The sequence below is a fragment of the Pseudonocardia wallangbongensis genome, from assembly GCF_054486945.1.
Genome location: NZ_JBRERS010000008.1, coordinates 61,824 through 85,536 on the forward strand (window position 1 = coordinate 61,824; position 23,713 = coordinate 85,536).

The following is a 23,713-nucleotide window of genomic DNA, read 5'->3' on the forward strand; positions in this document are numbered from 1 at the left end:
GAATGAAGGTCATGGCCCAGATGGGCATGGTCATGAACCTCGACAAGTGCATCGGCTGCCACACGTGCTCGGTCACCTGCAAGCAGGCGTGGACCAACCGCAGCGGCGTCGAGTACGTCTGGTTCAACAACGTCGAGACCCGCCCCGGCCAGGGCTACCCCCGCCGCTACCAGGACCAGGAGACCTGGAAGGGCGGCTGGGTCCGCAACAAGCGCGGCCGGCTCACGCTCAAGGCCGGCGGCCGGTTCAAGAAACTGCTGTCGATCTTCGCCAACCCGGTCCTGCCCAACATCCGCGACTACTACGAGCCCTGGACCTACGACTACGAGAACCTCACCGACGCCCCGCTGGGCGACGACTTCCCCGTCGCGCAACCGAAGTCGCTGATCTCCGGCGAGCCCATGGCCGTCGAGTGGAGCGCCAACTGGGACGACGACCTCGGCGGCGCACCCGAGCACGGGCCGCGGGACCCGATCGTCGAGCGGATCCACCGCGAGTCCGAGGACAAGGTCCGCTTCGACTACGAGCGGGCGTTCATGTTCTTCCTGCCGCGCATCTGCGAGCACTGCCTGAACCCGTCGTGCGTGGCGTCGTGCCCGTCGGGCGCGATGTACAAGCGGGCCGAGGACGGGATCGTCCTCGTCGACCAGGACCAGTGCCGCGGCTGGCGGATGTGCGTCACCGGCTGCCCGTACAAGAAGGTCTACTTCAACCACCGCACCGGCAAGGCCGAGAAGTGCACGTTCTGCTACCCGCGCGTCGAGGTCGGGCTGCCGACGGTGTGCAGCGAGACCTGCGTGGGCCGGCTGCGCTACATCGGCCTGTTCCTCTACGACGCCGACCGCGTCACCGCCGCCGCGTCCGTCGAGAACGAGCACGACCTGTACGACGCACAGCTCGACCTGCTGTTGGACCCGCACGACCCGCGCGTCATGGCCGCCGCACGCCACGAGGGCATCGCCGAGGACTGGATCACCGCCGCCCAGCGCTCGCCGGTCTACAAGCTGGCCAAGGACTACCGGGTCGCGCTGCCGCTGCACCCGGAGTTCCGGACCATGCCGATGGTCTGGTACATCCCGCCGCTCTCCCCGGTCGTCGACCGGCTCACCGAGACCGGCCACGACGGCGAGGACGCCGGCAACCTGTTCGGCGCGATCGACGCGCTGCGCATCCCCGTCGAGTACCTGGCCGAGCTGTTCACGGCGGGCGACGTCGAGCCGGTCCGGGCCGTGCTCCAGAAGCTGGCGGCGATGCGGTCGTACATGCGCGACGTGACGCTGGGCCGCCCGCGCCGCGAGTCGGTCGCGGCGTCGGTGGGGATGACCGGTGGCGAGGTCCTGGAGATGTACCGGCTGCTCGCGATCGCGAAGTACGAGGAGCGCTACGTCATCCCCACCGCCTACGCCGGGGAGGCCCACCAGCTCGAGGAGATCGGCTGCAGCCTCGACGTCGACGGCGGGCCCGGGATGGTCGGCAGCGGACCGTTCGGCGAGGCGTCCGGGCGCCCGACGCCGGTGTCGGTGGAGACCTTCCACGCCCTGCGCGACCGGCAGACCAGCGACGCCTTCGCCGACCCGAGCGAGCCGGGTGCCCGGATCAACCTGCTCAACTGGGACGGCAAGGGCCGCCCGCCCGGGCTCTTCCCGCCGCGCAGGGAGGAGGGGCGATGAAGGCGGGAGACCGGGCGATCGCCCTCCAGGCGGCGTCGATCTGCCTGCAGTACCCCGACGAGCCGGTCCGGCAGCTCCACCCGCTGCTCCGGGGCGCCGTGGACGCGCTGCCGCCGGGACGGCCACGCGACCGGCTGACCGCGTTCCTGGACCACGCTGCGCTCACCCCACCCGGGACGCTCGCCGAGCACTACGTCGCCGTGTTCGACCGGCGCCGCCGCTGCTGCCTCTACCTCACGTGGTGGAGCGACGGCGAGACCCGCCGCCGCGGCGGCGCGCTCGCCGCGCTCAAGCAGCGCTACCGCGCCGCGGGCGTCGAGCTCGCGGGCGGCGAGCTGCCCGACTTCCTGCCCGCCGTGCTGGAGTACGCGGCCACCACCGACCTCGCCGACGGGCTCGCCCTGCTCCAGGAGCACCGGGCGGGCGTCGAGCTGCTGCGGCTCGCCCTGGTCGACGCCGCCACCCCGTACGCCGCCCCCGTCGAAGCGGTGTGCGCGCTCCTGCCGGGCCCCTCCCCCGCCGACGTCGCCGCGGCGAAGGCGCTCGCGCGCAGCGGCCCGCCGCGCGAGGAGGTCGGGCTCGAGCTCACCCCGTTCCCGACGGGAGGACCCCGATGACCGCTCTCGACGTCCTGCTCTGGGGCGTGCTGCCGTACGTGATGATCGCGATCCTCGCCGCGGGCACGATCTGGCGGTACCGCTACGACAAGTTCGGCTGGACCACGCGGTCCTCGGAGCTGTACGAGTCGCGGCTGCTGCGGATCGGCAGCCCGCTGTTCCACTTCGGCATCCTCGTGGTCGTCATCGGCCACTTCATCGGCCTGGTCATCCCGAAGAGCCTCACCGACGCCGTCGGCGTCTCCCAGGCCGCCTACCACGTCCAGGCGCTGTTGCTGGGCGGGATCGCGGGGTTCTGCACGCTCGTCGGCGTCGGGATCCTGATCTACCGAAGGCGCACCACCGGACCGGTGTTCATGGCCACCACCCGCAACGACAAGCTCATGTACGTCGTGCTGGTGGCGGCGATCGCCGCCGGGCTGGCGACCACGCTCCTCGGCGCGGCGGGCGGCGAGGAGCACGACTACCGGCTCTCGGTCGCCCCGTGGTTCCGGTCGCTGTTCGTCCTGCAGCCCGACATCGAGGCGATGACCCACGCGGGCATCGCCTTCCAGCTGCACACGCTCATCGGCATGCTGCTGTTCACCATCTGGCCGTTCACCCGCCTCGTGCACGCGTTCACCGCGCCGGTCCAGTACCTGTTCCGGCCCTACATCGTCTACCGCTCCCGAAGCGGTGGCCCCATGGTCCGGCCGCCGCGGCGCGGCTGGGAAAGGACCGGATGATGCGCAAGCTCTCGCTGGACGCGCTCGCCCGTGAGCAGCTCGAGGCGGCCCGCCGGGCGCCGGCGGGCCGGGCGGCGCACACCGCCGTGGGCGGGCACGAGCACGTCATGCGCCAGACGGTGATCGCGCTCCTGGCCGGCCGCGAGCTGGCCGAGCACGCGAGCCCCGGCGAGGCCACCGTGCACGTCCTGCTCGGCCGCGTCCGCATCGTGAGCGGCGACGACGCGTGGGAGGGCCGGCGCGGCGACCTGCTGGTCGTCCCACCGAACTCGCACAGCCTCGAGGCGCTGGAGGACGCCGCGGTCCTGCTCACCGTGGCCAAGCACGGCGGTCGTCAGGCCTAGGAGCGCGCTGGAAAGGACCCCGGAATACTGCGCATGGTTGCGGCAACGACGATGTGCACCCGATAACGGCAGGCCAGGGCGGCGGTCAAGGGCAGATGGCCGCTGCTGAAGATCGACTAGCGACCGTTTCGCCTTGATCGCCGAACGCCGGCGCGGCCGATTCGGCAACGCCCTCTGTGTGAGCGTCAGGTCCCGGTTCGGTCGATCGAGCAGGCCCACCGACCGGCTGGGCCACCGCGAGGAGCGGGCATCGGCCCGGTCGTCCGCCTGGCGATGACACCACCTGGACGCCGCTCGCTACCGCCGAGGCCCTTCAGCACGCTCCTGGCCAGCGGCGTGCAGGGCGCGGACGGTGTCGGCGTGCTCGCGCATGGTCTCCTGGCCGTCCCGTCCCGGCTGCCGGCCGAAACCGCAGTACATCGCCACGCCGAAGTCATCCAGGTACCGGGACGCGGTGGCGTGCCGCCGGCGCAGACCGGGAGCGCCGTCGAGCGGCAGCACGATGCCCAGGAACACCCGGGCATCGCCCGCCTCGAGGTCGGCCAGGGGCCGGAAGAAGCGCCGGTCCTCGCTGCGCAGGTACCGGGGCCCGGCGATGTGCAGCCAGTCGACCGGCCGCCCGGACTCCGCGACGGCGTAGTTGGCCATCCGGACCAGGAGATCCAGGTCGTGCGGCTCGTACATCGGCCAGTCCGGGAAGGTGCCGAGGCAGAGGTGGTAGCCGACCAGCACCTCGTGCGGGATCAGGTGGGTCAGGTTCCGCACCGGACGCGCGAAGCGTTCCCAGGCACCCTCCGGCGTCCACGCCAGTACCCGGTGGACGTCCTGCGTCTCGTAGGCCATGTCCCACTGGATCGCGAGGTCCCCGGGCGGGATCGCCTCCGTGAGCCGGACGAGCTCGCGCGCCACCAGGTCCTCGAACGCGCGCTCGGCGATCGGGTAGTCGCGCGCGAAGTCCGCCTTGAACGCGTTGAGCGCGCTCGCCGGGAACGGCAGCCCGACCTGGAACCGCACCCGCGGCGGGATCACCCCCTGCTCACGCAGGTCCCGGAACACCGCGTACGAGGCGATCGCGTCGTCGATGCGCGGCCAGCTGTCCCAGTGCAGCTCCCCGACGCCCGCGCGCACCCCGAAGACCGGGGTCTCGTGGGCGTGCCGCGGGATCCCCGTCGGCGACGCGGTCTCCTCGACCACGACGACGTCGGGGTTCGGCCGCGCCAGCCGCTCCCGCTCGTAGCCCACCCACGCGGCCCGGGGCCCGGTCTCCCCGTCGGGGAGCGCGAAGACCAGGTCCCCGAACAGCTGCGCGCCGGCCCGGAACGCCGACTCGGTCGAGTCCGCCGGCAGACTGCCGACCAGCAACAGCTCGCCGTTCACCCGACGCGTCATCTCCTGGCACCGTCCTCTCTCATCCCGGCGTCGTGACCCTGTCGGCCGCGATCGTGAGCAGGAGGCGCTCCTGGTCGCGGCCGCCGTACCAGGGATACGGCCCGCCGAGGTAGCGGCGGGCCAGCTTCTCGATGTGCTCGACCGCCCCGTCGCTCGTGGCGCCGAGGACCCGGCCGCGCACCCCGTAGTAGCGGGTGGGCTGGTCGGGATCGGCGACCGTCAGCGCGACCCGCGGATCGCGCTCGATGTTCCGGGTCTTCTGGAAGCCCGTGACGGTGTTGATCAGCACGTGCTCGCCGTCGGTGTCGACCCACGTCTCGGTGAGCTGGGGTGACCCGTCGGGCATGAGGGTGGCGACGAAGCAGAGGCTCGGTCGCTGCAGCAGGTCGTGCAGGCCTCGGGGCAGTTCCACGCCCCGACGCTAACCGGTCAGGCGCCGGCCGGCACCTTGTCCAGGAAACCCTGCACGCCCGTGATGCGGCCGTCCGCGCCCACCGTCGCGACGTCGAAGCCGATCACCAGCGGCTCCGCGCCCTCCGGGCCGAGGCCCCACCGGAAGCGGCACACGTCGTGGTGGGCGTCGACGTCACCGACCGGGCTGAACCGCATACCGGCGAACTGCTCCTGCGCGCCCGCGATCAGGGCGTCGAGCGCCTCGGTGCCGGTCACGTCGGCGAGCGGGTCGACGTAGCGCGCGTCGGGGGCGAACACCGCCTCGATCGCCGCGCGCCGCTCGGCCGGGTCGCTCGCGTTCCACGCGGCGAGGTAGCGCTGCACGAGGGTGGCGGTGGGGGTCGTGGTGGTCATCGTGGTTCCTCCCTGTCGTCTGCTGACAGGAAGAAGCCTCGCCCGGGCGAGGTGCCCCGGTCGATCACCTCGGAGGTAATGCGGCGGCGCCCCCGCCCCGATCGGGTGATCACGCCCCGCAACCCTTGCGCTACGGTCGCGAACGTGACCGAACCCCTTCCGGACGTCCGCCCTGACATTCCCCACGGGGCCCGGATCTGGAACTACTGGCTGGGCGGCAAGGACAACTACGCCGCCGACCGGGAGATCGCCGACGCGGTCAGCGCGGTGTTCCCGGAGATCGTCGACATGGCGTTCAAGTCCCGCCAGTTCCTGAACCGCGCGGTGCGCCACCTCGCCGGCGAGGCCGGGATCCGCCAGTTCCTCGACGTCGGCACCGGCCTGCCCACGATGCAGAACACGCACGAGGTGGCGCAGTCGGTGGCGCCGGACGCCAAGATCGTCTACGTCGACAACGACCCGCTCGTGCTCGCGCACGCCCGGGCGCTGCTGGTCAACACCACCCCCGAAGGCGTCACCAAGTACATCGACGCCGACTACCACGAGCCTGCTCGCATCACGGAGCAGGCGCGGGAAATCCTCGACTTCTCCCGGCCCATCGCCGTGATGTTCATGGGCGTGTTCGGCTACGTTCCCGACTACGAGGTGGCCCGCTCGATCATCTCGCGGGTGATCGAGGACCTGCCGTCCGGCAGCTACCTGGCGCTCTGGGAGTGCACCAGCACCAGCGAGGCGGTCGTCCGGGGCGCGCAGGCGCAGGCCGAGCTCGGATCGCCCTACCAGCTGCGCACCGTCGAGGAGGTCCGCGGCTGGTTCGCGGGTACCGAGCTGGTCGAACCCGGGCTGGTGCCGCTCACCCAGTGGCGCCCGGACGACGTGGAGGTCGGCCGGAGCGACCCGATCGACGCCTATGCCGGCGTCGGCCGCAAGCCCTGACCGAGCAGCTCGCGTGACCGTCGTGTGGTGGGCCGCTCCGCTGGCCCCCGAGGGGGCCGCGGGGCTGGTCGCGTTGCTGGACGGCCACGAGCGCGAACGCCTCCACCGCTTCCGCCGCCCCGCCGACCGGGCCCGCTACCTCGCCGCGCACGCGCTAGTGCGGCTGGTGCTCGCCGACGCCGTCGGCACGCCCCCGGCCGCGCTGGAGTTCGACCGCACCTGCCGCTGCGGCGAGCAGCACGGCAAGCCGGTCCTGCTCGGCGGGCCCGGGTTCTCGCTGACTCATGCCGGTGACCTCGTCGGCGTCGCCGTGCACCCCGGCGGGGACGTCGGGCTCGACGTCGAGGAGGTCCGCGAGCTCGCCGACCTGCCGGCGATGGCCGACCACGTCTGCTCCCCGCGGGAGACCGCGGCCGACGCGGAGGCCTTCTTCACGCTCTGGACGCGCAAGGAGGCGCTGCTCAAGGCGGTGGGCACCGGGCTGGCCGCGCCGATGTCGGCGATCACGCTGGGGCCGGCGGGGGTGCTCGGATGGACCGGCGAGGACGCGCCGCGCGAGCCGTTGTGGCTCGCCGACCTGCACCCTGCCGCCGGCTACCACGCAGCCGTCGCGGGGACGGGCGCGCGGCCCGCGGTCACCGAGGAGCGCGGGGACGGGATGCTCGGTCAGGCCCGGTAGAGCTTCTCCGCGTACGCCGCCCCGTAGTACCTCTCGAGCTCCTCGAGCGGGGCGTCCTTGTTGACGAGGGCCTTCGAGATGCGCGCCGTGGACGGGATCGCCGCGTGGTCCCACGTGTCGGGCTGCCACAGCTTCGAGCGCATGAACGCCTTCGCGCAGTGGTAGAAGACCTCGTCGATCGCGACCTCGAGCGCGAGGAGCGGCCGGTGCCCCTTCACCACCAGCTCGTCGAAGTAGGGGGCGTCGCGCAGGATCCGCGCCCGCCCGTTCACCCGCAGCGTGTCGTTGCGGCCGGGGACGAGGAAGAGCAGGCCGACGTGCGGGTTGGCGAGGATGTTGTGGTAGCCGTCGACCCGCCGGTTGCCGGGGCGGTCCGGGATCGCCAGCGTGTGGTCGTCGATCACGTGGGCGATCCGCCCTGCGGGGTCACCCTTCGGCGAGACGTCGAGGTTGCCCTGCGCGTCACCGGTGCCGATCAGGCAGAGCGGCGAGTGGTCGAGCCACAACCGGTCGATCGCGTCGAGCGACGGGCGGACCTTCTCGGCGACGGCCTTGATGGGCGGCCCGACGAGGGATTCCAGCTCTGCGGCGCTGGTGATCTCGGTCCGGAGGTCGGGGCTGATCTCTGCGGTGGCCACGTCTCCAGGACGGTACGGCCGGAGCTGTCGGTCCGTAAAGGGAGAATGGGTCACGTGGGCGCGCGCTGGGTCCTGCACCTGGACATGGATGCGTTCTTCGCCGCGTCCGAGCAGCTCACCCGCCCCACGCTGCGCGACCGGCCCGTGCTGGTCGGCGGCCTGGGGCCGCGCGCCGTGGTGGCCGGCGCCAGCTACCAGGCCCGCGTGTTCGGGGCGCGGTCGGCCATGCCGATGGGCCAGGCCCGCCGGCTCTGCCCGCACGCCGTGGTGCTGCCGGCGCGGTTCACCCTCTACAAGGAGCTGAGCTCGCGCGTGATGGCCGTGCTCGCGGACGCCTCGCCGGTCCTGGAGCCGGTGTCGATCGACGAGGCGTTCCTCGAACCGCCCGACCTGGCCGGGGCGTCCGCGGCCGAGGTGGAACGGTTCGGCGTCCGGCTGCGGGCCGACGTGCGCGCGGCCACCGGCATGCCGGCGTCGGTGGGCGCGGGGTCGGGCAAGCAGCTCGCGAAGATCGCCTCGGAGCTCGCGAAGCCCGACGGGCTGCGGGTCGTCGCGCCCGAGGAGGAGGGGGAGGTGCTCGCGCCGCTGCCGGTACGCGCGCTGTGGGGCGTCGGCCCGGTGGCCGAGGCCGGGCTGCACAAGCTCGGCGTGCACACGATCGGCGAGCTCGCCGCGATGGACCTGCGCGAGGTCCACGGCCTGCTCGGCACCGCGATCGGCACCGAGCTGCACCGGCTCGCCCGCGGCGTCGACGAACGACCGGTCGCACCGCGGGGCGCGGCCAAGCAGGTCAGCGCCGAGACCACGTTCGACACCGACCTCACCGCAATGGCCGCCGTCCACGACGCCGTGGCGCGGATGACCGAGGCCGCCCACCGCAGGCTCGTCGCGTCCGGGCGGGCGGCGCGCACCGTCACGGTGAAGGTCCGCAGCGCCGACTTCACCACGTCCAGCCGGTCGGAGACGGCCGGCATCGCCAGCACCGACCTCGTCGCCCTCACCGCCGTCGCCCAGCGGCTCGCGCGCGCCGCCGTGCCGGAGGGCGGGGTGCGGCTGATCGGCGTCTCCCTCGCGGGGCTCACCGACGACCCCCCGCCCGCCCTCTTCGAACCGGCCGCCGAACCCGCCCCGGTGCCCCTCGAGGTGCCCGAGCCCGCGCAGCCCGACGACCAGCCGACCGCCAACCGCCCCTGGCGCCCAGGCGACGACGCCACCCACACCGAGCACGGGCACGGGTGGGTGCAGGGCGCCGGCCACGGCCGCGTCACGGTGCGGTTCGAGACCCGCAGCACGGGTCCCGGCCGGGCCCGCACGTTCGCCGAGGACGATGCCGCCCTGGCCAGGGCCGACCCCCTCGCGAGCCTGGCCTGAACGCACTATGGAGCCATAGTGTCGTCCAGCAGGCCCTCAGAACAGCACTATGGAGCCATGACGCTGCTGGTCATGCGGGTGGGCGCCAGGGGCGGGGTGGCAGGACCGGGAGGCCTGTCGGGGCGCATTGGCCTCCTCTCTCGCCGGCCAGGCGGAAGATCAGCCAGCCGATCAGGCCCGCCAGCAGCGAGCCGGTCAGGATGCCGATCTTCGCGTCGGTGATGAGCTCCTCGTCGGTCAGGGCGAGCTCCGTGACGAAGAGCGCCACGGTGAACCCGATGCCGGCGAGCCCGGCGCCGCCGACGATCTGGCCCCAGCGCAGGGTGTCGGGCACGCGACCCCATCCGGTGCGCAGCGCCACCCAGGTTCCTGCCGTGACGCCGACGAGCTTCCCGACCGTGAGCCCGACGATGATCCCCCAGGTGAGCGGGGAGGCGACGGCTGCAGCCAGTGTCTCGCCGGTCAGCACGACGCCGGCGTTCGCGAGCACGAAGACCGGCACGATCACGTAGCTGCTCCAGGGCTGGATGCGCAGCTGCAGCCGCTCGTTGGGTGACACCGCCTCCGTGACCGCCGCCTGTGCGGCCATCGCCCGCTCCGGGCTGGGGTCGAGCAGGAAGCTGGTGCCCAGGACCTGCACGCGCATCACGTCCCGCGGGCGCGGCGCGTAGGCGTTGACGAGCAGGCCCATGGTGACCCCGACCACGCTGGGGTGCACCCCGGAGTCCAGCACCGCGAGCCACATGACCACGCCGATCAGCACGTAGATCGGGGTGCGCCAGAACGGCGCGAACCGCAGCCCGAGCAGGGCCGCGAACAGCACGACCGACCACACGAGCGAGGTGATCTGCACGTCCTCGGTGTAGAAGAGCGCGATCGCGGCGACGGCACCGATGTCGTCGACGATCGCGAGCGCGAGCAGGAACACGCGGAGCTGATCGGGGCAGCGCGGGCCGACGAGCGCGAGCACGCCGATCACGACGGCGGTGTCGGTGGAGATCGCGATGCCCCACGCCCCCGACGCCGGACCACCCGCGTTGAACAGCAGGAACAGCAGCGCGGGCACCGTCAGCCCGCCGATCGCCGCAATCGTCGGGGCCGCGAGCGCCCGGACACCGCGCAGCTCGCCGAGCACCATCTCCCGGGAGATCTCCAGCCCGACGCTGAAGAAGAACAGCACCATGAGCCCGTCGTTGACCCAGTGCCGCAGGTCGAGCGAGAGCTCCGTGGCGCCGAAGGTCAACGCGACCTCGGTGTGCCAGAAGTCCTCGTACCCGCGACCGAGGTTCGCCCAGGCCAGCGCGACCACCGCTGCGGTGAGGAGCAGCACGGCCGAGCCGGATTCGGTGCGCAGGAAGTCGCGCGCGGCACGACTGAGGTCGCCGCGCTCGGCTAGAGTTGTCACCGTCACGGCGCGATCCTGCCATCGGCGGCCGCCGCCCCGAGCAGCACGCCCACGGAGGTCACGATTCCTCTCCAACCGCGGATCGGCAGCTACGACCACCTCCTGGGCGTCCTCGGGGCGGAGCTCACGCTCGTCGAGTACGGCGACTTCGAGTGCCCCTACTGCCGGCGGGCGTACCCGATCATCGAAGAGGTCCGCCAGCAGCTCGGGGAGCGGCTCGTCTTCGTGTTCCGGCACTTCCCGCTGGCCGAGCTGCACCCGTTCGCCCTGTCAGCGGCCGTCGCCGCGGAGGGCGCGGCGCTCAAGGGGCAGTTCTGGCCCATGCACGCCAAGCTCTACTCGGGCGACGAACCGCAGCTGCGGCAGGAGGACCTGCGCCGCTACGCGGAAGAGCTCGGCGTCCCGCCGGAAAAGGTCACGTGGCCGCACACCCGGTTCGTCGAGGACCGGGTCGAGGCCGACTTCAACTCCGGTGTCCGCAGCGGCGTGCGCGGCACGCCCACCCTGTTCGTCAACGGCGAGATCTACCGCGGCTCGATCACGGTCGACCACCTCCTCGAGGCGCTGGAGACCACCGCTCCGGCACCGGTGGGCCTCGCGCGCTGACCACCGGGAACAGATCACCCGGCGCGCCGCGTTCGCATGACCACGGGTGGGGCGACGGGGGGACACCATGGGGGGCGTGCAGCGATCAGGCCGGTTGGGTGTGGCTCCGCTGGTCTTCGCGGTGATCGCGCTGCTCGCGCTGGCCCGCGCGACCATCATCATGATCTACCTCGGGGTCACGCACTTCCGCGAGGTCAACCCGATCTCGGTGCCGCTCAGCTACTACGCGTTCGTCGACGGCGGCGAACAGCTGTTCTTCTCCGCCGCGGTGGCGCTGGCCGTCGGCACCCTCGCCGTGCTGGCGGGGCTGGCCCGGTCGGGCGTCCGGATGGCCGGCCGACCCACGGTGCTGCTCGCGGTGTGGGCGCTCTGCCTCGTGCTCGCCGCGGTCTTCCCCGCCGACGACGCGCCGCGGATCCTCACCTTCGCCGGCTGGGTGCACCAGTTCGCCGGCGCCGGCATCCTCGCCCTCCTGTCGTTCGCCGGCGTCGCGGCCGCGGTCCGGCTCGCCGAGAAGCCGGAATGGGCGCCGGTCGTCTCCACGGTCCGCACGCTCTCGATCGCCGCCGCCGTGCTCGCCGCGGCATACGTGGCGAGCCGGCTGAACGACCTCGTGCCCGGCATCTACGGCCCCGTCGACGTCGGCGGCATCCTCCAGCGGATGGTGCTCGCTTTCTACGTCGCCGTCGTGGCCGCTTTGGCCGTGCAGCTCGTGCGCGTGTCCTGGCCCGCCGTGTGGCGCCGGGCCGCGGACGCCCCGAATCCGGGCGGGCCGACGGTCGCCCCGCGCCCTTAGGAGGGTCCTGAACAACTCCGGCCGTAGCGAGCGGCGCCGCCTGGGCGTCGCGCAGTAGGCCCGAGTTGTTCGGGGCGCTAGCGTCAGACCGGCTTCTCCGTCACCCCGGCGGCGTCGAAGGTGGCGACGTCCTGGAGGGCCTGTGCGGCGCCCTGGAGGAGCGGGAGGGCCAGCAGGGCGCCGGTGCCCTCGCCGAGGCGCATGCCCAGGTCGAGCAGCGGGTCGAGGTGCAGGTGGGCGAGGGCGCGGGTGTGGCCCGGCTCCGCCGAGCGGTGGCCGGCCACCCAGTAGCCCCGCGCGTCCGGGGAGACGGCGGCCGCGGCGAGCGCGGCCGCTCCGGCGCTCACCCCGTCCAGCAGCACCGGCACGCGCAGGGCCGCGCCGGCGAGCAGGAACCCGGCCAGCGCCGCGTGCTCCAGCCCGCCGAACGCGGCGAGCACGCCGAGCGGGTCGGCCGGGTCGGGCCGGTGCCGGGCCAGCGCCGTGGCCACCACGGACGTCTTGCGGGCGAGGGTCGCGTCGTCGACGCCGGTGCCGCGGCCGGTCACATCCGCCGGGCCGGCACCGGTGAAGGCGCTGATCAGGGCGGCGGCCGCGGTGGTGTTGGCGATGCCCATGTCGCCCGTGACGAGGCAGCGGTTGCCGGCCGCCACCAGGTCGCGCGCCGTCTCGATCCCCACGTCGACGGCGGCGCGCGCCTGTTCGTGGGTGAGCGCGGGACCGGCGGCGAGGTCGGCGGTGCCGGCGGCCACCCGGCGCGCGAGCAGTCCCGGAGCCTGGTCCAGCGGCGCCGCCACCCCGACGTCCACCACGCACACCTCGACGCCGAGCCGCCGGGCGAACGCGTTCACCACCGCTCCCCCGCCGAGGAAGTTCGCCACCATCTGCGCGGTGACCTCCTGCGGCCACGGCGTCACGCCCTGGGCGTGCACCCCGTGGTCGGCGGCGAACACGGCCACCGCCGCGGGCTCGGGCACCGGTGGCGGGCACGTCCCGGCGATGCCGGCGAGGGTGACGGCGAGGTCCTCCACCCGGCCCAGCGAGCCCCGCGGCTTCGTCATCCGGTCCAGGCGCTCGGCGGCCGTCGCCCGCGCGGCGCCGTCCGAGGGGGCGATCGCGGCGACGGTCTCGGCCAGCAGGTCCATCGGCGCCTCCCCGTTCACAGAGATCCGCCGCGGCCGGTGCGCTTCGGCGGGACGATCAACGTGGCCAGGTAGGGGCCCTGCCCGTCCGGGTCCAGGTCGGCGGCCGGGCGGATGTCCTCCTCCGGCAGGCCGAGGCCCTCGCCGTACACGGCCTCGTCGAGCCGGCCCGTCTCCCGGAGCACGGCGAGCGTCTCGGGCAGCATCCGGCCGAACTTGTACGCGGCGACGGCGTCGCCGCGCTCCAACGCCTCCCGGAACCGCTCGGGGCCCGCCGTCATCGGGAACAGGGCGAGCGGCTCACGGCCCTCCACCAGCGGCGTCCCGGAGCGGGCGGCCAGGTCCTGCATCGCGGTGATCCCCGGGACGAGCTGCACGTCCAGCTCGCCCAGCACGTGCCGGACCGACGTGGCGAGGTAGCTGAACGTGGAGTAGACGCAGGGGTCGCCGATGGTCGCGAACACGGCGGTGCTGCCGGGACGCGCGGCGAACCAGGCCGCCACCTGCGAGGCAGCGGCGTCCCACGCCCGCTCGCGACGCTCGGTGTGCTCCCGGTCGTGCAACGCGAAGACCACCCGCTCCACCCGCCAGGCCTCGGCGTAGTAGAGGACGGTCTGCTCGGCGCGCCCGGTCTCCCCGGAGTCGGCGACCGGGACGAAGACGACATCGGCCTTGGCCAGCAGGTTGGCCGCCTTGACCGTGACGAGCTCCGGGTCCCCGGGCCCGACCCCCACACCGACGAGCGTGTTCATTCCGCACCCTCCAGGTCACCCTCGAGGTCGAGGTAGGTCTGGCGGAGCCGGTCGAGCACGGCGTCGTCGGGCTTGGCCCACATGCCGCGGTCGGCCGCCTCCAGGAGCCGCTCGGTGATCCCGCGCAGCGCCCACGGGTTGGACTTCTCCATGAACGCGCGGTTGGTCTCGTCGAACACGTAGCTCTCGGCGAGCTGCCCGTACATCCAGTCGTCGACGACGCCGGCCGTGGCGTCGTAGCCGAACAGGTAGTCGACGGTGGCGGCCAGCTCGAACGCGCCCTTGTAGCCGTGGCGCTGCATCGCCGCGATCCACTTCGGGTTCACCACGCGGGCGCGGAAGACCCGCTTGGTCTCCTCGGCGAGCGTGCGCGTCTTCACCGCCTGCGGCACCGCCGAGTCGCCGACGTACGCCGCGGGCGAGCGGCCCGTGAGCGCACGGACCATCGCGACCATGCCGCCGTGGTACTGGAAGTAGTCGTCGGAGTCGACGATGTCGTGCTCGCGGGTGTCCTGGTTCTTCGCGGCCACGGCGATCCGCCGGAACGACTGCTCCATGTCGGCGCGGGCCTCGCGCCCGTCCAGGCCCCGGCCGTAGGCGTAGCCGCCCCACACCGCGTAGACCTCGGCGAGGTCGGCGTCGCTGCGCCAGTTGCGGGCGTCGATCAGCGGCAGCAGCCCCGCCCCGTACGCGCCCGGCTTGGACCCGAAGATCCGCGAGGTGGCGCGGCGGCGGTCACCGTGCCCGGCCGCGTCCTCCTCGACGTGGGCGCGCAGGAAGTTCTGGTCGGACGGCTCGTCCAGCTCGGCGACCGCCCGGATCGCGTCGTCGAGCAGGCCGATGACGTGCGGGAACGCGTCGCGGAAGAAGCCGGAGATCCGGACGGTGACGTCGATGCGGGGCCGGGCCAGCTCATCGAGCGGGACGATCTCGAAGCCGGTGACCCGGCGCGACGCGTCGTCCCACACCGGGCGGCAGCCGATGAGCGCGAGGATCTCGGCGAGGTCGTCACCCTGGGTGCGCATCGCGCTCGTGCCCCAGACCGTGAGCCCGACACTGCTCGGGTAGGACCCCGTGTCGGCGAGGTGGCGCGCGACGAGCGACTCCGCGAGGGCGGACCCGACCTCCCACGCGCTCCGCGAGGGGATCGCCTTCGGGTCGACGGAGTAGAAGTTGCGCCCGGTCGGCAGGACGTTCACCAGCCCGCGGGTCGGGGAGCCGGACGGCCCCGCCGGGACGTACCCGCCGTCGAGGGCGTGCAGGACGGCGGCGACCTCGTCGGTGGTGCGGTCCAGCCGCGGCACGACCTCGGCGCAGCCGAACCCCAGCACCGCCACGACGGCGGGGATCTCCTCCCCCAGCAGCGACGCGCAGACGGCCGCGGGCTCGCGCCAGCCGCGCTGCTGCAGGCCGGCGACGAGTGCCCGAGCGACCCCTTCGAGGACATCGACGAGATCGGCCCCGGTGACGGCGGGCCCGGGGGCGACGGCGAGCAGCCGCTGAAGTTCAGGAAAGCCACATTCCTGTACTGCAGGTTCAGGAATGTGGCTTTCCTGAACCTGGGCGCCGGGCGCTGCGAGGAGCGCCTGCTCGTCCAATCCCGCCCACTCCGCCAGCGCGGCCCGGAGGCCGGGCAGGGCCGCCTTCCCGCCCCACACCTGGCTCGCCCGCAGGATCGACAGCACCAGGTTCACCTGGGCCTCGCCCTCCGGGGGGCCGCCGAGGATGTGCAGGCCGTCCCGGATCTGGACGTCCTTGACCTCGCAGAGGTAGCCGTCGATGTGGAGGACGAAGTCGTCGAAGTCGTCCTCGCCGGGCGCGGCGTCGACGTGCAGGTCATGGTGGAGCTGGGCCGCGGTCACGACCTCCCAGATGCGGGTGCGCAGGGCCGGGAGCTTCGCGGGGTCCATGGCCTGGACGGCCGCGTACTCGTCGAGGAGCTGCTCGAGCTTGGCGATCTCGCCGTAGGTGTCGGCGCGGGCCATCGGCGGGACGAGGTGGTCGACGACCACCGCGTGGCCGCGGCGCTTGGCCTGGGTGCCCTCGCCGGGGTCGTTGACGATGAACGGGTAGACCAGCGGCAGCTCGCCGAGCACGGCGTCCGGGGCGTCCTCGGCGGCGAGGCCGAGGCCCTTGCCGGGCAGCCATTCGAGGGTTCCGTGCTTGCCGAGGTGGATCACGGCGTCGGCACGGAACTCCTCCTCGAGCCACCGGTAGGCGGCCAGGTAGTGGTGCGAGGGGGGCAGGTCCGGGTCGTGGTAGATCGCCACCGGGTTCTCCCCGAACCCGCGCGGCGGCTGGATCATCAGGACGACGTTGCCGAACTGCATCGAGGCCAGCGCGATGTCGTCCCCGTCCACGTACAGCGAGCCCGGCGGCTCGCCCCACTGCGAGCGCATGCCGTCGGTCAGCGCGGACGGCAGCGCGTCGAACCAGCGCCGGTACTCGGCGAGCCGGACGCGCGCGGGCGCGGCCGCCAGTTGCTCCTCGGTGAGCCACTCCACGTCGTGACCACCTGCGGCGATCAGCGAGTGGATCAGCTCGTCGGAGTCCTCCGGGAAGTCGCCGACCGCGTAGCCGGCATCCCGCAGGGCCCGCAGCAGCACGACGGCGGACGCGGGGGTGTCCAGCCCGACCGCGTTGCCCACCCGGGAGTGCTTGGTCGGGTAGCTCGACAGCACCACGGCGACCTTCCGCGAGGCCACCGGCGTGGCGTGCAGCCGGGCGTGCCGCACGGCGAGACCGGCCAGCCGGCCGGCCCGCTCGGGGTCGGCGCGGTAGACGGGGATGTCGTCGCCCGGCTCGGTCTCCTTGAACGAGAACGGCACCGTGATCAGGCGGCCGTCGAACTCGGGGATCGCGACCTGCATCGCGGCGTCCATCGGCGAGAGCGCGGCGTCCGACGCCGCCCAGGTGGCCCGCGACGTCGTCAGGCACAGCCCCTGCAGGACGGGCACGTCGAGGGTGGCGAGCGCGCCGGCGTCCCACGACTCCTCCTCACCACCGGCGCTCGCGCCGGCCGCGACCGTGCCGCCCGCCGCCAGCACGGTGGCGACCAGCGCGTCGGCCCCGCCCAGCAGCTGCATGAGCTCGGGCTGCGCCCCGCGCAGCGAGCCGCAGTGCACGGGCAGCGCGTTCGCGCCGCGGGCCTCGATCGCCTCGCACAGCACGTCGACGAACGCGGTGTTGCCCGACAGCTCGTGCGCCCGGTAGAAGACCACGCCGACGGTCGGCTTCGCCGGGTCCTGCGTGCGGGCGCCGTGGACGCCGAACTCGGGCATCGCGGCGGGCGGGTCGAACCCCTCGCCGGTGAGCAGCACGGTGTCGGAAAGGAACCGGTGCAGCTCGCGCAGGTTGGCGGTGCCACCGGCGGCGAGGTATCCGAGCGCCTCGGACGCGACCCCGGCCGGCACCGTCGACGCGGCCATCAGCTCCGCGTCCGGCGCCGCCTCCCCGCCCAGCAGCACGACCGGCAGCCCGGACGCCGCGAGCGCGTCCACACCCTCCGGCCAGGCCCGGCGGCCGCCGAGCAGCCGCAGCACGACGACGGCGACGCCGTCGAGCAACGGCGGCAGGCCGTCCGGCTCGACGCGGGCCGGGTTGGCGGTGCGGTACAGCGCGCCCGACCCGCGGGCGGCCAGCAGCTCCGTGTCGGCGGTGGACAGCAGCAGCACGGGCTGCGTCATCGGCGTTCCTCCCGAGGGTCCGCGCCCTCTGCTCGGCGGAGTCGTGACGGCAGCGAGTGTCTGGCTCCCGGGTGCTCCCCGGTGACAGTGGCGGGACCGCGCCGGAGTCACACCGGCTTCCTGCACTGCCGTCCCGGAGAACTGGAACACACGGCGGGTCCGGCGGTCAACGCGTCGTGAGGATGCCGACCTTCCCGGTGGGGGTTTGCCCCACCCCGTCATGACCGGCGCACCGCAGTGACCCGGCGCCCCGGAGGCGGAACGCTCGACGCGTGATCGGGAGCGGGGGGACGGTGCGGGCGGCGGTGTGGAGCGCGCGGCACCCGTGGTGGGCGATCGCGGCGTGGGTCGGCTTCGTGCTGCTGTGCGTCGGCGCGGGGGCGGCGACGGGCACGAACCGCGGCTCGATCGCCGACTTCCGGATCGGTGAGGCCGGCCGGGCCGAGACGATCGCCGAGCAGGGCGGGCTCACCCCGCCGCTCGTCGAGCAGGTGCTGATCACGGCGCCGGCCGGAGCGCTCGACGCGACGGCCGCCGGCCGCGGTGCCCGCTCGGGCTCGAGCGCTCGCCTGAGGTCGACCACACCGGCAGATCTGTCCCAGTATGCGAGACGCCGGCCGACTTCGCACACCCAGCATCGACTTCACACAAGCCCGGCCCTATGCGAAGTCCATGCTGGATGTGCGAAGTGCCCGCGATCGAGGGCGGACGCCGGGCCAGGAGCGACACGGGTGCGTCAGCGGCCGTGCGAGCCGGGCCGGACCAGGTGGCCGCCGAAGCCGACGGGTTCGAGCTCGTCGGCCAGCCCGGTCTCGAACGCGTCGGCGATGCGGTCGATCGTCCAGTTCCCGGTGAGCATCGTCCCGATGGCGGGGTGCCGGATCAGCCCGAGCTCGCTGCGGGCCCGGCGGACGATCTGGCCGGTCAGCGCCGCGGAGCGGTCGCTGAGCAGGTAGCGCACGACGGCGGCGACGTCCTCGGGGTGCGCGTGACCGTCGTGCGGCGGCAGCTTCATCCGCGTGACGGCCAGCGGGGAGACGGCGTTGACGCGAACGCCGGTGCCGTGGAGATCGAGCGCCCAGCCGTAGGTCAGCGACGCGATGGCGCCCTTGGTCGCGCCGTAGACCGCGAGCCCCGGCTGCCCGAGGTGGGTGCCCGAGGTGACGTTGACGATCGACCCGCCGCCCTGCGCGCGCATCCGGCGGATCGCCGCGTGGCCGCAGTGGATCGACCCGAGGACGTTGACCTCGACCATGGCCGTGCTCTGCTCCGCGGTGGTCTCCCACGCGGGTGCCTCGGTGAGGACCCCGGCGTTGTTGACCAGCCCGTCGAGGCGGCCGAACTCGCGGACGCAGGTGAAGACGACCTCGTCCGCGGCACCCGGGTCCGTGACCGAGTGCACGCTCGCCGCGGCCCGCCCGCCCCGCGCGCGGATCGCGGCGACGACCTCCCGCGCCGCGTCCTCGTCGACGTCGTTGACCACGACCGCGGCTCCGGCGTCGGCGGCGTCGAGCGCGTAGGCCCGGCCCAGGCCCCGCCCGCTGCCGGTCACGACGATCGCGCGGCCCGCCAGCTCGGCGCTCACGGGCGCTCCGCCGGGCGCAGCGCGTATGCGTTGTTGATGTGCGCGATCGTCTGGTAGTAGCCGATCGTCGTCACGAGCTCGAACACCCCGGCCCGCCCGAACGTCTCCTGGGCCGCCGCGAAGGTCGCGTCGCCGACGCGGTGGTCCGCCAGGAGCTGGTGCGCGAACCCGTGCACGAGCGCGTCGAGCTCCCCGTCGTCGTCATCGCCGAAGGCGGGCGCGCCCGCCCACAGCGAGCGGACCGTCGCGTCCGGCACGCCCACCGACAGCGCGAGCCGCTCGTGGGCCTGCCACTCGACCTCGCTGTCGGTGAGGCGCGCGACCGTGAGGATCGCCAGCTCCCGCGCCCGGTCGGGCAGCCCGACCTCGTACCGGACCGCCCGGCCGAGCCGCTCCAGCGGCGCCCCGGCGGCCGGGCTGAGCAGCATCGCCCGGTAGGGCCCGCTCAGCACCCCGTCGGCGTCGGCGACGGGGAAGAAGCCCGCCTGGCTCTGCCGGGGACCGCCGACGAACGTGGCGTGCAGGTCGCGCTGGGCGCCGTCCAGGTCGTCCGGACGCAGCCGCGGCAGCCGCTCGCCGTCACCCACGGCCCGCCTCCTGGGCCGCCGCGATCCCCGCGGCCCGGCCGAACACGAGGCCGCGCATCACCGACGTCGCGCCCGGGTACTTGTGGTGGTAGATCCCGGTGCACTCCCCCGCCGCGTAGACGCCGGGCACCGGGTTGCCGGCGGCGTCCACCACGCGGGCGCCCGCGTCGGTGGCGATGCCGCCGTAGGTGAAGACGATGTCGGTGACGAGCGGGATCCCGAGGAACGGCGGGGTCTCGATCGGCACCGCCCAGTTCGACTTCGGCGGCGTCAGGCCCGCCGTGTGCCGGCCGTCGGGCCGGCTCGGGTCGGACGGCCCGGGCACCACCGCGGCGTTGTACTCCCGGACCGTCGCCTCCAGGGCCGCCGCGTCGAGGCCCAGCTCGGCGGCGAGGTCGGCGAGGCTGTCGGCGCGGATCGGCGCCCGGTCCGTCAGCAGGCCCCGCTCGATCCCCGGCACCTGCAGGAACGACGCGTCCGAGACGAAGTACGCGCACGAGCCCGGGTTGGCGAGGATCGCGCGGGCGCAGTCCTCGTAGGTCTCGTCGACCGTGCCGGTGCCCTCGTCGAGGAACCGGCTGCCGTCTCGGTCGACGAGGATCCCGTACGGGAAGACCATCACCGACGCCTCGGGCTGGGTGCTGCGCGCGTCCACCGGCTCGCCGTGGAAGCCGGCCCACTCGCCGCCCCCGGCGGCCCCCAGCGCCAGCACCAGGTCGATGACCTCGCCGGTGTCGAACCGGCCCCCGGGCGCGATCGGCTTCATGCCGGCGGCCGCGTCGCCGAGGTGGCGCCGCAGCCGGTCGGGGTCGCCCTCGAAGCCGCCGCACGCGACGACCACGGTCCGGGCGGTGACCGTGGTCCCGGAGAAGGTCACCTCGTAGCCGGCACCGGCGGGGTCGATCGCGCTCACGGGTGCGCCGTAGCGGACGTCGACCTGGGCCTTCTCGCAGGCGTCGGTGAGCCGGCGCACGAGGGACTCGCCGCCACCCACCGGCATCATCCGCGGGCGCGAGGCCGTGACGAAGTAGGTGGCGCGCCGCTGGAACCGCACGCCGTGGCTCTGCACCCACTCCATCGCCTCGGGCAACCGCTCGACGAGCGCCTCGACGTAGGCGCGGTCGGTCAGCCCGCGCGAGAAGGACGTCATGTCCTCGACGAACCCGGCCGCGGGCTCGTACACGTCCTCGAGGCGGAAGTAGGCGTCGGTCCAGCGGGTGTTGCCGCCGGCCTCGGCGGCGTCCGCCTTCTCCAGCAGCAGGACGGTGCCCGACGGCCCCAGCTGCTCGGCGGCCGATGCCGCGGCGCCGAGGCCGGCGACCCCGCCACCGATGACCACGACGTCGGCCTGGCCCTCCACCTGCGCCATCACCGGCTCCCCTCGTGTGCGAGTACGGGCTCGGCGGAGCGCCGGACGTGGTCGCGGACGACCTGCGCCAGCAGCTCCGGACGGTCGAGGCTCGGCGCGTGCCGGGCGTCCAGCACCCGGGTGGCCAGCAGCGGCGAGAGGCCGTCGAGGTGGCGCTGCCAGTCCGGTTCCAGCAGCGGGTCCTGGGCACCGGCGACGACCGTGACCGGCACGGTGAGCTCGCGCAGCGGCGCGGGCCAGCCGTCGGGCGGCGGCGGGGCCGACCCGGCCGGGTGCGTGACGGTGCCCGCGAGCAGGCACTGCACGTGCCCGCGGCGCTCGGTGTTGGCCTGCCGGTCCGCGATGACCGCGGCGCGCCCGTCGAAGGCGCCGGCCATGTGGTCCATGACCCGCGCGATGTCCTCGACGGTGCCCGCGTAGCGGCCCAGCTGCTCGGCGCCGAACGCCGAGCGCCACGGCCCGCCCGACCCCGAGACGCTCACGACGCTGTGCACCGGGATGCTCGGCGTGGCGGCGACGGCGTCGCGCAGCAGGATCGAGCCGCCCATCGAGGTGCCGACCGCGTGGACCCGCGCGTCCGGCCCGCAGACGGCGCGGACGAACGACCCCAGGTGGGCGGCGCGGTAGGCGTACATCGACCGGTCGTAGTAGACGATCTTGTCGGTGCGGCCGAACCCCAGCATGTCGGGCGCGACGACGCGGAAGTCCGCGGCGAGCTCGGGGGCGAGGCGCGACCAGAGGGTGCGCGCGTCGGCGCCGAACCAGCCGTCGTGCACGAGCAGCAGGACGGACCGGTCGTCGCCGGCTCCGGAGTCCAGGTAGTGGGTGGTCACGCCGTCGTGGCGCACGTCGTGGGCGTGGAGGGAGGAGGGCAACGTTGATCCTTCCGGGTGGGGGTGGCTAGTCGTCCTGCCACGGGACGAGGCGGCGGCCGAGCATGTTGATCACACTGGAGCCCAGCCAGCCGACGAGGCCGACGATCGTGAGCCCGACGAACATCGCCGAGACGTTCAGCACCTGCCAGGAGTTCCAGATGATGTAGCCGATGCCGTCCTGGCCGCTCACGAACTCTGTGGAGACGACGATGATCAGCGCCTGGCCGAATCCCAGCCGCAGCCCGCCGATCACCGAGGGGATGGCCGCGGGGATCGTCACCCGCAGCAGCCGGGTGGTGCGCGGGAGCTCGAAGGCCTGCGCGACGTCGGCGTAGATCGGCGGGCTGTACGTGACCCCGCCGACGGTGTTGATGCAGACCATGAAGAACACGCCGAGCGTGACCAGCGCGACCATGCTCGCGTCGCCGATCCCGAAGAAGATGATCATCAGCGGGAACAGCGCCAGCTTCGGCAGCGGGTAGGTGGCCGTGATGACGGCGTTGAGCGCGTACCGCACCACCGGGACGAGGCCCATGAGCAGGCCGACGACGATCCCCAGCAGGGCGCCCAGCACGAACCCGAGCCCGAGCCGGATCCCGGACGCCGCGACGTTGTCCAGCAGCTCATCGCGCAGGTCGGAGTCGGTGACGTAGCGCAGGGACTCGAGCAGGACCGTCGACGGCGCCGGGAAGAAGTTCTCGTCGAGCAGCCCGGTGCGGCTGGCCAGCTCCCAGAGCAGCAGCAGCGCGACCGGCGTCAGGACGCCCCAGAGCAGCTTGCGCCGCCGCTCCCGCTGCCGCCCGCGCACCAGCTCCCGGGCCGTGTGTTCGCGCGGTTCCGGCCGCTGCACCCGGCTCACCACCGTGCTGAGCGTCGTCACGTCGCCACCTCCATCCCGGCCCGGTCCGGCGTGAGGCGATCGCCCACCGAGCCGGCGATCGCCTGCCACAGCTCGACGACGAGGTCGCCGAAGGCCTTGTCGCGGCGCAGCTCCGCCACGTCCATCCCGGCCTTCGGCGGGGCCTCGCGGACCATGTCGATGCGACCGGGTCGCGCCGACAGCACGACGATGCGGTCGGCGAGGGTCACCGCCTCCTCGATGTCGTGGGTGATGTAGACGACCGTGGAGCGGGTCGTCGACCAGATCCCCAGCAGCTCCTGCTGGATCACCAGCCGGGTCTGGGCGTCCAGCGCGGCCAGCGGCTCGTCCATGAGCAGCAGGTGCGGCTCCGTGGCCAGCGCCCGCGCGATCGCGACGCGCTGGCGCATGCCGCCCGACAGCTCGTACGGGTAGGCGTGGGCGAACTCCTGCAGGCCGACGAGCGCCACGACGTCGTCGGCGCGCCGCTTCTTGTCGGCGGCCGAGAGGCCCAGCTTCGCGAGCCCGACCGCGGTGATGTTCTTCGTGACCGTCAGCCACGGCAGCGTCGAGTCGCCCTGGAAGACGGTGGCGGCGGCCAGCCGGGCCCCGTCACCGCCCCGGCCGGCCCCGCTGACGTCGAGGTGCACCTCGCCGCCGTAGGTCCGGTCGAGCCCGGCGAGGACGCGCAGCAGCGTGCTCTTGCCGCAGCCGCTCGGGCCGATCACCGCGACGACCTCGCCCCGGGCGACGTCGAGCGTGACGTCGCTGATGGCCTCGACGGCGTCCCCCCGGCGGGTCAGGAAGGTCTTGTGCAGGCCGTTGATGCGGACGGCCGGGACCGCGTTCTCTGGGTGCACGTCGGTGTACTCCTC

Annotated in this window: 24 protein-coding genes and 1 riboswitch; of the genes, 9 read left to right on the plus strand and 15 right to left on the minus strand. The window is 73.6% G+C overall.

What is annotated here, in order from left to right; all coding sequences use genetic code 11:
* Positions 1-2: 2 nt before the first annotated feature.
* Genes narH through ACU436_RS26725 form a run of 4 tightly spaced genes read left to right on the plus strand, consistent with a single transcriptional unit; the run spans position 3 to position 3,356 of the window.
* Positions 3-1,670 (plus strand): nitrate reductase subunit beta, encoded by a 1,668-nt coding sequence (gene narH / locus ACU436_RS26710; protein ID WP_459029706.1) that lies wholly within the window; start codon positions 3-5, stop codon positions 1,668-1,670.
* Positions 1,667-2,287 carry a nitrate reductase molybdenum cofactor assembly chaperone gene (gene narJ, locus ACU436_RS26715; RefSeq protein ID WP_459029707.1) on the plus strand — a complete coding sequence of 207 codons (621 nt, stop codon included), beginning with the start codon at positions 1,667-1,669 and terminating at the stop codon, positions 2,285-2,287. Before narH ends, narJ begins: the two co-directional genes overlap by 4 nt.
* Entirely contained in the window at positions 2,284-3,012 is a 729-nt protein-coding gene (narI, locus tag ACU436_RS26720) for a respiratory nitrate reductase subunit gamma (RefSeq protein ID WP_459029708.1), read from the plus strand. Before narJ ends, narI begins: the two co-directional genes overlap by 4 nt.
* Positions 3,012-3,356, plus strand: a complete 345-nt coding sequence (locus tag ACU436_RS26725; protein WP_459029709.1) for a cupin domain-containing protein — start codon at positions 3,012-3,014, stop codon at positions 3,354-3,356. The genes narI and ACU436_RS26725 overlap by 1 nt, the downstream gene beginning before the upstream one ends.
* Before the next feature lie 297 nt (positions 3,357-3,653).
* Here the strand turns inward: ACU436_RS26725 and ACU436_RS26730 are convergent, their stop codons facing one another.
* The 3 genes from ACU436_RS26730 to ACU436_RS26740 are packed head-to-tail and all read right to left on the minus strand — an operon-like array spanning position 3,654 to position 5,552.
* On the minus strand, positions 3,654-4,745 hold the full coding sequence (locus ACU436_RS26730) for a hypothetical protein (protein ID WP_459029710.1): 1,092 nt from the start codon (positions 4,743-4,745) through the stop codon (positions 3,654-3,656).
* 19 nt (positions 4,746-4,764) lie between these two features.
* Positions 4,765-5,157 carry a PPOX class F420-dependent oxidoreductase gene (locus tag ACU436_RS26735; protein WP_459029711.1) on the minus strand — a complete coding sequence of 131 codons (393 nt, stop codon included), beginning with the start codon at positions 5,155-5,157 and terminating at the stop codon, positions 4,765-4,767.
* A gap of 17 nt (positions 5,158-5,174) precedes the next feature.
* The gene (locus tag ACU436_RS26740) at positions 5,175-5,552 is read right to left on the minus strand and encodes a nuclear transport factor 2 family protein (RefSeq protein WP_459029712.1); all 378 of its coding nucleotides are present in this window, start codon (positions 5,550-5,552) and stop codon (positions 5,175-5,177) included.
* Positions 5,553-5,696: 144 nt separating this feature from the next.
* On the opposite strand from ACU436_RS26740, the gene ACU436_RS26745 reads away from it, so the two are divergent.
* Together ACU436_RS26745 and ACU436_RS26750 are read left to right on the plus strand one after the other, a co-directional pair.
* Positions 5,697-6,488, plus strand: coding sequence for an SAM-dependent methyltransferase (locus ACU436_RS26745; protein WP_459029713.1), 792 nt, complete (start codon positions 5,697-5,699; stop codon positions 6,486-6,488).
* Between the two features lie 13 nt (positions 6,489-6,501).
* Positions 6,502-7,167 (plus strand): 4'-phosphopantetheinyl transferase family protein, encoded by a 666-nt coding sequence (locus ACU436_RS26750; protein ID WP_459029714.1) that lies wholly within the window; start codon positions 6,502-6,504, stop codon positions 7,165-7,167.
* Here ACU436_RS26750 and ACU436_RS26755 read toward each other — a convergent pair.
* A complete protein-coding gene (locus ACU436_RS26755; RefSeq protein WP_459029715.1) occupies positions 7,155-7,805 on the minus strand; it encodes a pyridoxamine 5'-phosphate oxidase family protein in 651 nt (216 codons plus the stop codon). The genes ACU436_RS26750 and ACU436_RS26755 overlap by 13 nt on opposite strands.
* A 54-nt stretch (positions 7,806-7,859) precedes the next feature.
* Between ACU436_RS26755 and ACU436_RS26760 the strand changes: the two genes are divergently transcribed.
* Positions 7,860-9,176, plus strand: coding sequence for a DNA polymerase IV (locus tag ACU436_RS26760; RefSeq protein WP_459029716.1), 1,317 nt, complete (start codon positions 7,860-7,862; stop codon positions 9,174-9,176).
* Between the two features lie 70 nt (positions 9,177-9,246).
* Here the strand turns inward: ACU436_RS26760 and nhaA are convergent, their stop codons facing one another.
* Complete coding sequence (nhaA, locus tag ACU436_RS26765) at positions 9,247-10,587, minus strand: Na+/H+ antiporter NhaA (protein WP_459029717.1); 1,341 nt, start codon at positions 10,585-10,587, stop codon at positions 9,247-9,249.
* Positions 10,588-10,683: 96 nt separating this feature from the next.
* Between nhaA and ACU436_RS26770 the strand changes: the two genes are divergently transcribed.
* Both ACU436_RS26770 and ACU436_RS26775 read left to right on the plus strand, forming a co-directional pair.
* Positions 10,684-11,187: a DsbA family protein gene (locus ACU436_RS26770; protein ID WP_459029993.1), complete on the plus strand. Its 504-nt coding sequence runs from the start codon at positions 10,684-10,686 to the stop codon at positions 11,185-11,187.
* A 76-nt stretch (positions 11,188-11,263) separates the two neighbouring features.
* The gene (locus ACU436_RS26775) at positions 11,264-11,983 is read left to right on the plus strand and encodes a DUF998 domain-containing protein (protein ID WP_459029718.1); all 720 of its coding nucleotides are present in this window, start codon (positions 11,264-11,266) and stop codon (positions 11,981-11,983) included.
* A gap of 83 nt (positions 11,984-12,066) precedes the next feature.
* Here ACU436_RS26775 and cobT read toward each other — a convergent pair whose 3' ends face one another.
* The 10 genes from cobT to ACU436_RS26825 form a co-directional block, all read right to left on the minus strand.
* A complete protein-coding gene (gene cobT / locus ACU436_RS26780; RefSeq protein ID WP_459029719.1) occupies positions 12,067-13,128 on the minus strand; it encodes a nicotinate-nucleotide--dimethylbenzimidazole phosphoribosyltransferase in 1,062 nt (353 codons plus the stop codon).
* A 14-nt stretch (positions 13,129-13,142) separates the two neighbouring features.
* On the minus strand, positions 13,143-13,877 hold the full coding sequence (gene cobI, locus ACU436_RS26785; RefSeq protein WP_459029720.1) for a precorrin-2 C(20)-methyltransferase: 735 nt from the start codon (positions 13,875-13,877) through the stop codon (positions 13,143-13,145).
* A complete protein-coding gene (gene cobN, locus ACU436_RS26790) occupies positions 13,874-17,563 on the minus strand; it encodes a cobaltochelatase subunit CobN (protein ID WP_459029721.1) in 3,690 nt (1,229 codons plus the stop codon). The genes cobI and cobN overlap by 4 nt, the downstream gene beginning before the upstream one ends.
* A 34-nt stretch (positions 17,564-17,597) precedes the next feature.
* A riboswitch (cobalamin riboswitch) is annotated at positions 17,598-17,734 on the minus strand.
* Positions 17,730-18,146, minus strand: coding sequence for a hypothetical protein (locus ACU436_RS26795; protein WP_459029722.1), 417 nt, complete (start codon positions 18,144-18,146; stop codon positions 17,730-17,732). Its footprint overlaps the riboswitch before it by 5 nt.
* A 153-nt stretch (positions 18,147-18,299) precedes the next feature.
* Complete coding sequence (locus tag ACU436_RS26800; protein WP_459029723.1) at positions 18,300-19,148, minus strand: SDR family NAD(P)-dependent oxidoreductase; 849 nt, start codon at positions 19,146-19,148, stop codon at positions 18,300-18,302.
* Positions 19,145-19,735 carry a carboxymuconolactone decarboxylase family protein gene (locus tag ACU436_RS26805; RefSeq protein ID WP_459029724.1) on the minus strand — a complete coding sequence of 197 codons (591 nt, stop codon included), beginning with the start codon at positions 19,733-19,735 and terminating at the stop codon, positions 19,145-19,147. Before ACU436_RS26805 ends, ACU436_RS26800 begins: the two co-directional genes overlap by 4 nt.
* Positions 19,728-21,104 (minus strand): FAD-dependent oxidoreductase, encoded by a 1,377-nt coding sequence (locus ACU436_RS26810; protein ID WP_459029725.1) that lies wholly within the window; start codon positions 21,102-21,104, stop codon positions 19,728-19,730. Before ACU436_RS26810 ends, ACU436_RS26805 begins: the two co-directional genes overlap by 8 nt.
* Entirely contained in the window at positions 21,104-21,979 is an 876-nt protein-coding gene (locus tag ACU436_RS26815) for an alpha/beta fold hydrolase (RefSeq protein ID WP_459029726.1), read from the minus strand. The genes ACU436_RS26810 and ACU436_RS26815 overlap by 1 nt, the downstream gene beginning before the upstream one ends.
* A 25-nt stretch (positions 21,980-22,004) precedes the next feature.
* Entirely contained in the window at positions 22,005-22,859 is an 855-nt protein-coding gene (locus ACU436_RS26820; protein ID WP_459029727.1) for an ABC transporter permease, read from the minus strand.
* Complete coding sequence (locus ACU436_RS26825) at positions 22,856-23,698, minus strand: ABC transporter ATP-binding protein (protein ID WP_459029728.1); 843 nt, start codon at positions 23,696-23,698, stop codon at positions 22,856-22,858. Before ACU436_RS26825 ends, ACU436_RS26820 begins: the two co-directional genes overlap by 4 nt.
* Positions 23,699-23,713 lie beyond the last annotated feature (15 nt).

Bases quoted from the DNA above. Each gene is read 5' to 3' on its own strand.
- narH (WP_459029706.1), top strand. From the start codon at position 3: ATGAAGGTCATGGCCCAGATGGGCATGGTCATGAACCTCGACAAGTGC.
- cobN (WP_459029721.1), bottom strand. From the start codon at position 17,563: ATGACGCAGCCCGTGCTGCTGCTGTCCACCGCCGACACGGAGCTGCTG.
- narJ (WP_459029707.1), top strand. From the start codon at position 1,667: ATGAAGGCGGGAGACCGGGCGATCGCCCTCCAGGCGGCGTCGATCTGC.
- narI (WP_459029708.1), top strand. From the start codon at position 2,284: ATGACCGCTCTCGACGTCCTGCTCTGGGGCGTGCTGCCGTACGTGATG.
- ACU436_RS26730 (WP_459029710.1), bottom strand. From the start codon at position 4,745: ATGACGCGTCGGGTGAACGGCGAGCTGTTGCTGGTCGGCAGTCTGCCG.
- cobI (WP_459029720.1), bottom strand. From the start codon at position 13,877: ATGAACACGCTCGTCGGTGTGGGGGTCGGGCCCGGGGACCCGGAGCTC.
- cobT (WP_459029719.1), bottom strand. From the start codon at position 13,128: ATGGACCTGCTGGCCGAGACCGTCGCCGCGATCGCCCCCTCGGACGGC.
- ACU436_RS26725 (WP_459029709.1), top strand. From the start codon at position 3,012: ATGCGCAAGCTCTCGCTGGACGCGCTCGCCCGTGAGCAGCTCGAGGCG.
- ACU436_RS26740 (WP_459029712.1), bottom strand. From the start codon at position 5,552: ATGACCACCACGACCCCCACCGCCACCCTCGTGCAGCGCTACCTCGCC.
- ACU436_RS26810 (WP_459029725.1), bottom strand. From the start codon at position 21,104: ATGGCGCAGGTGGAGGGCCAGGCCGACGTCGTGGTCATCGGTGGCGGG.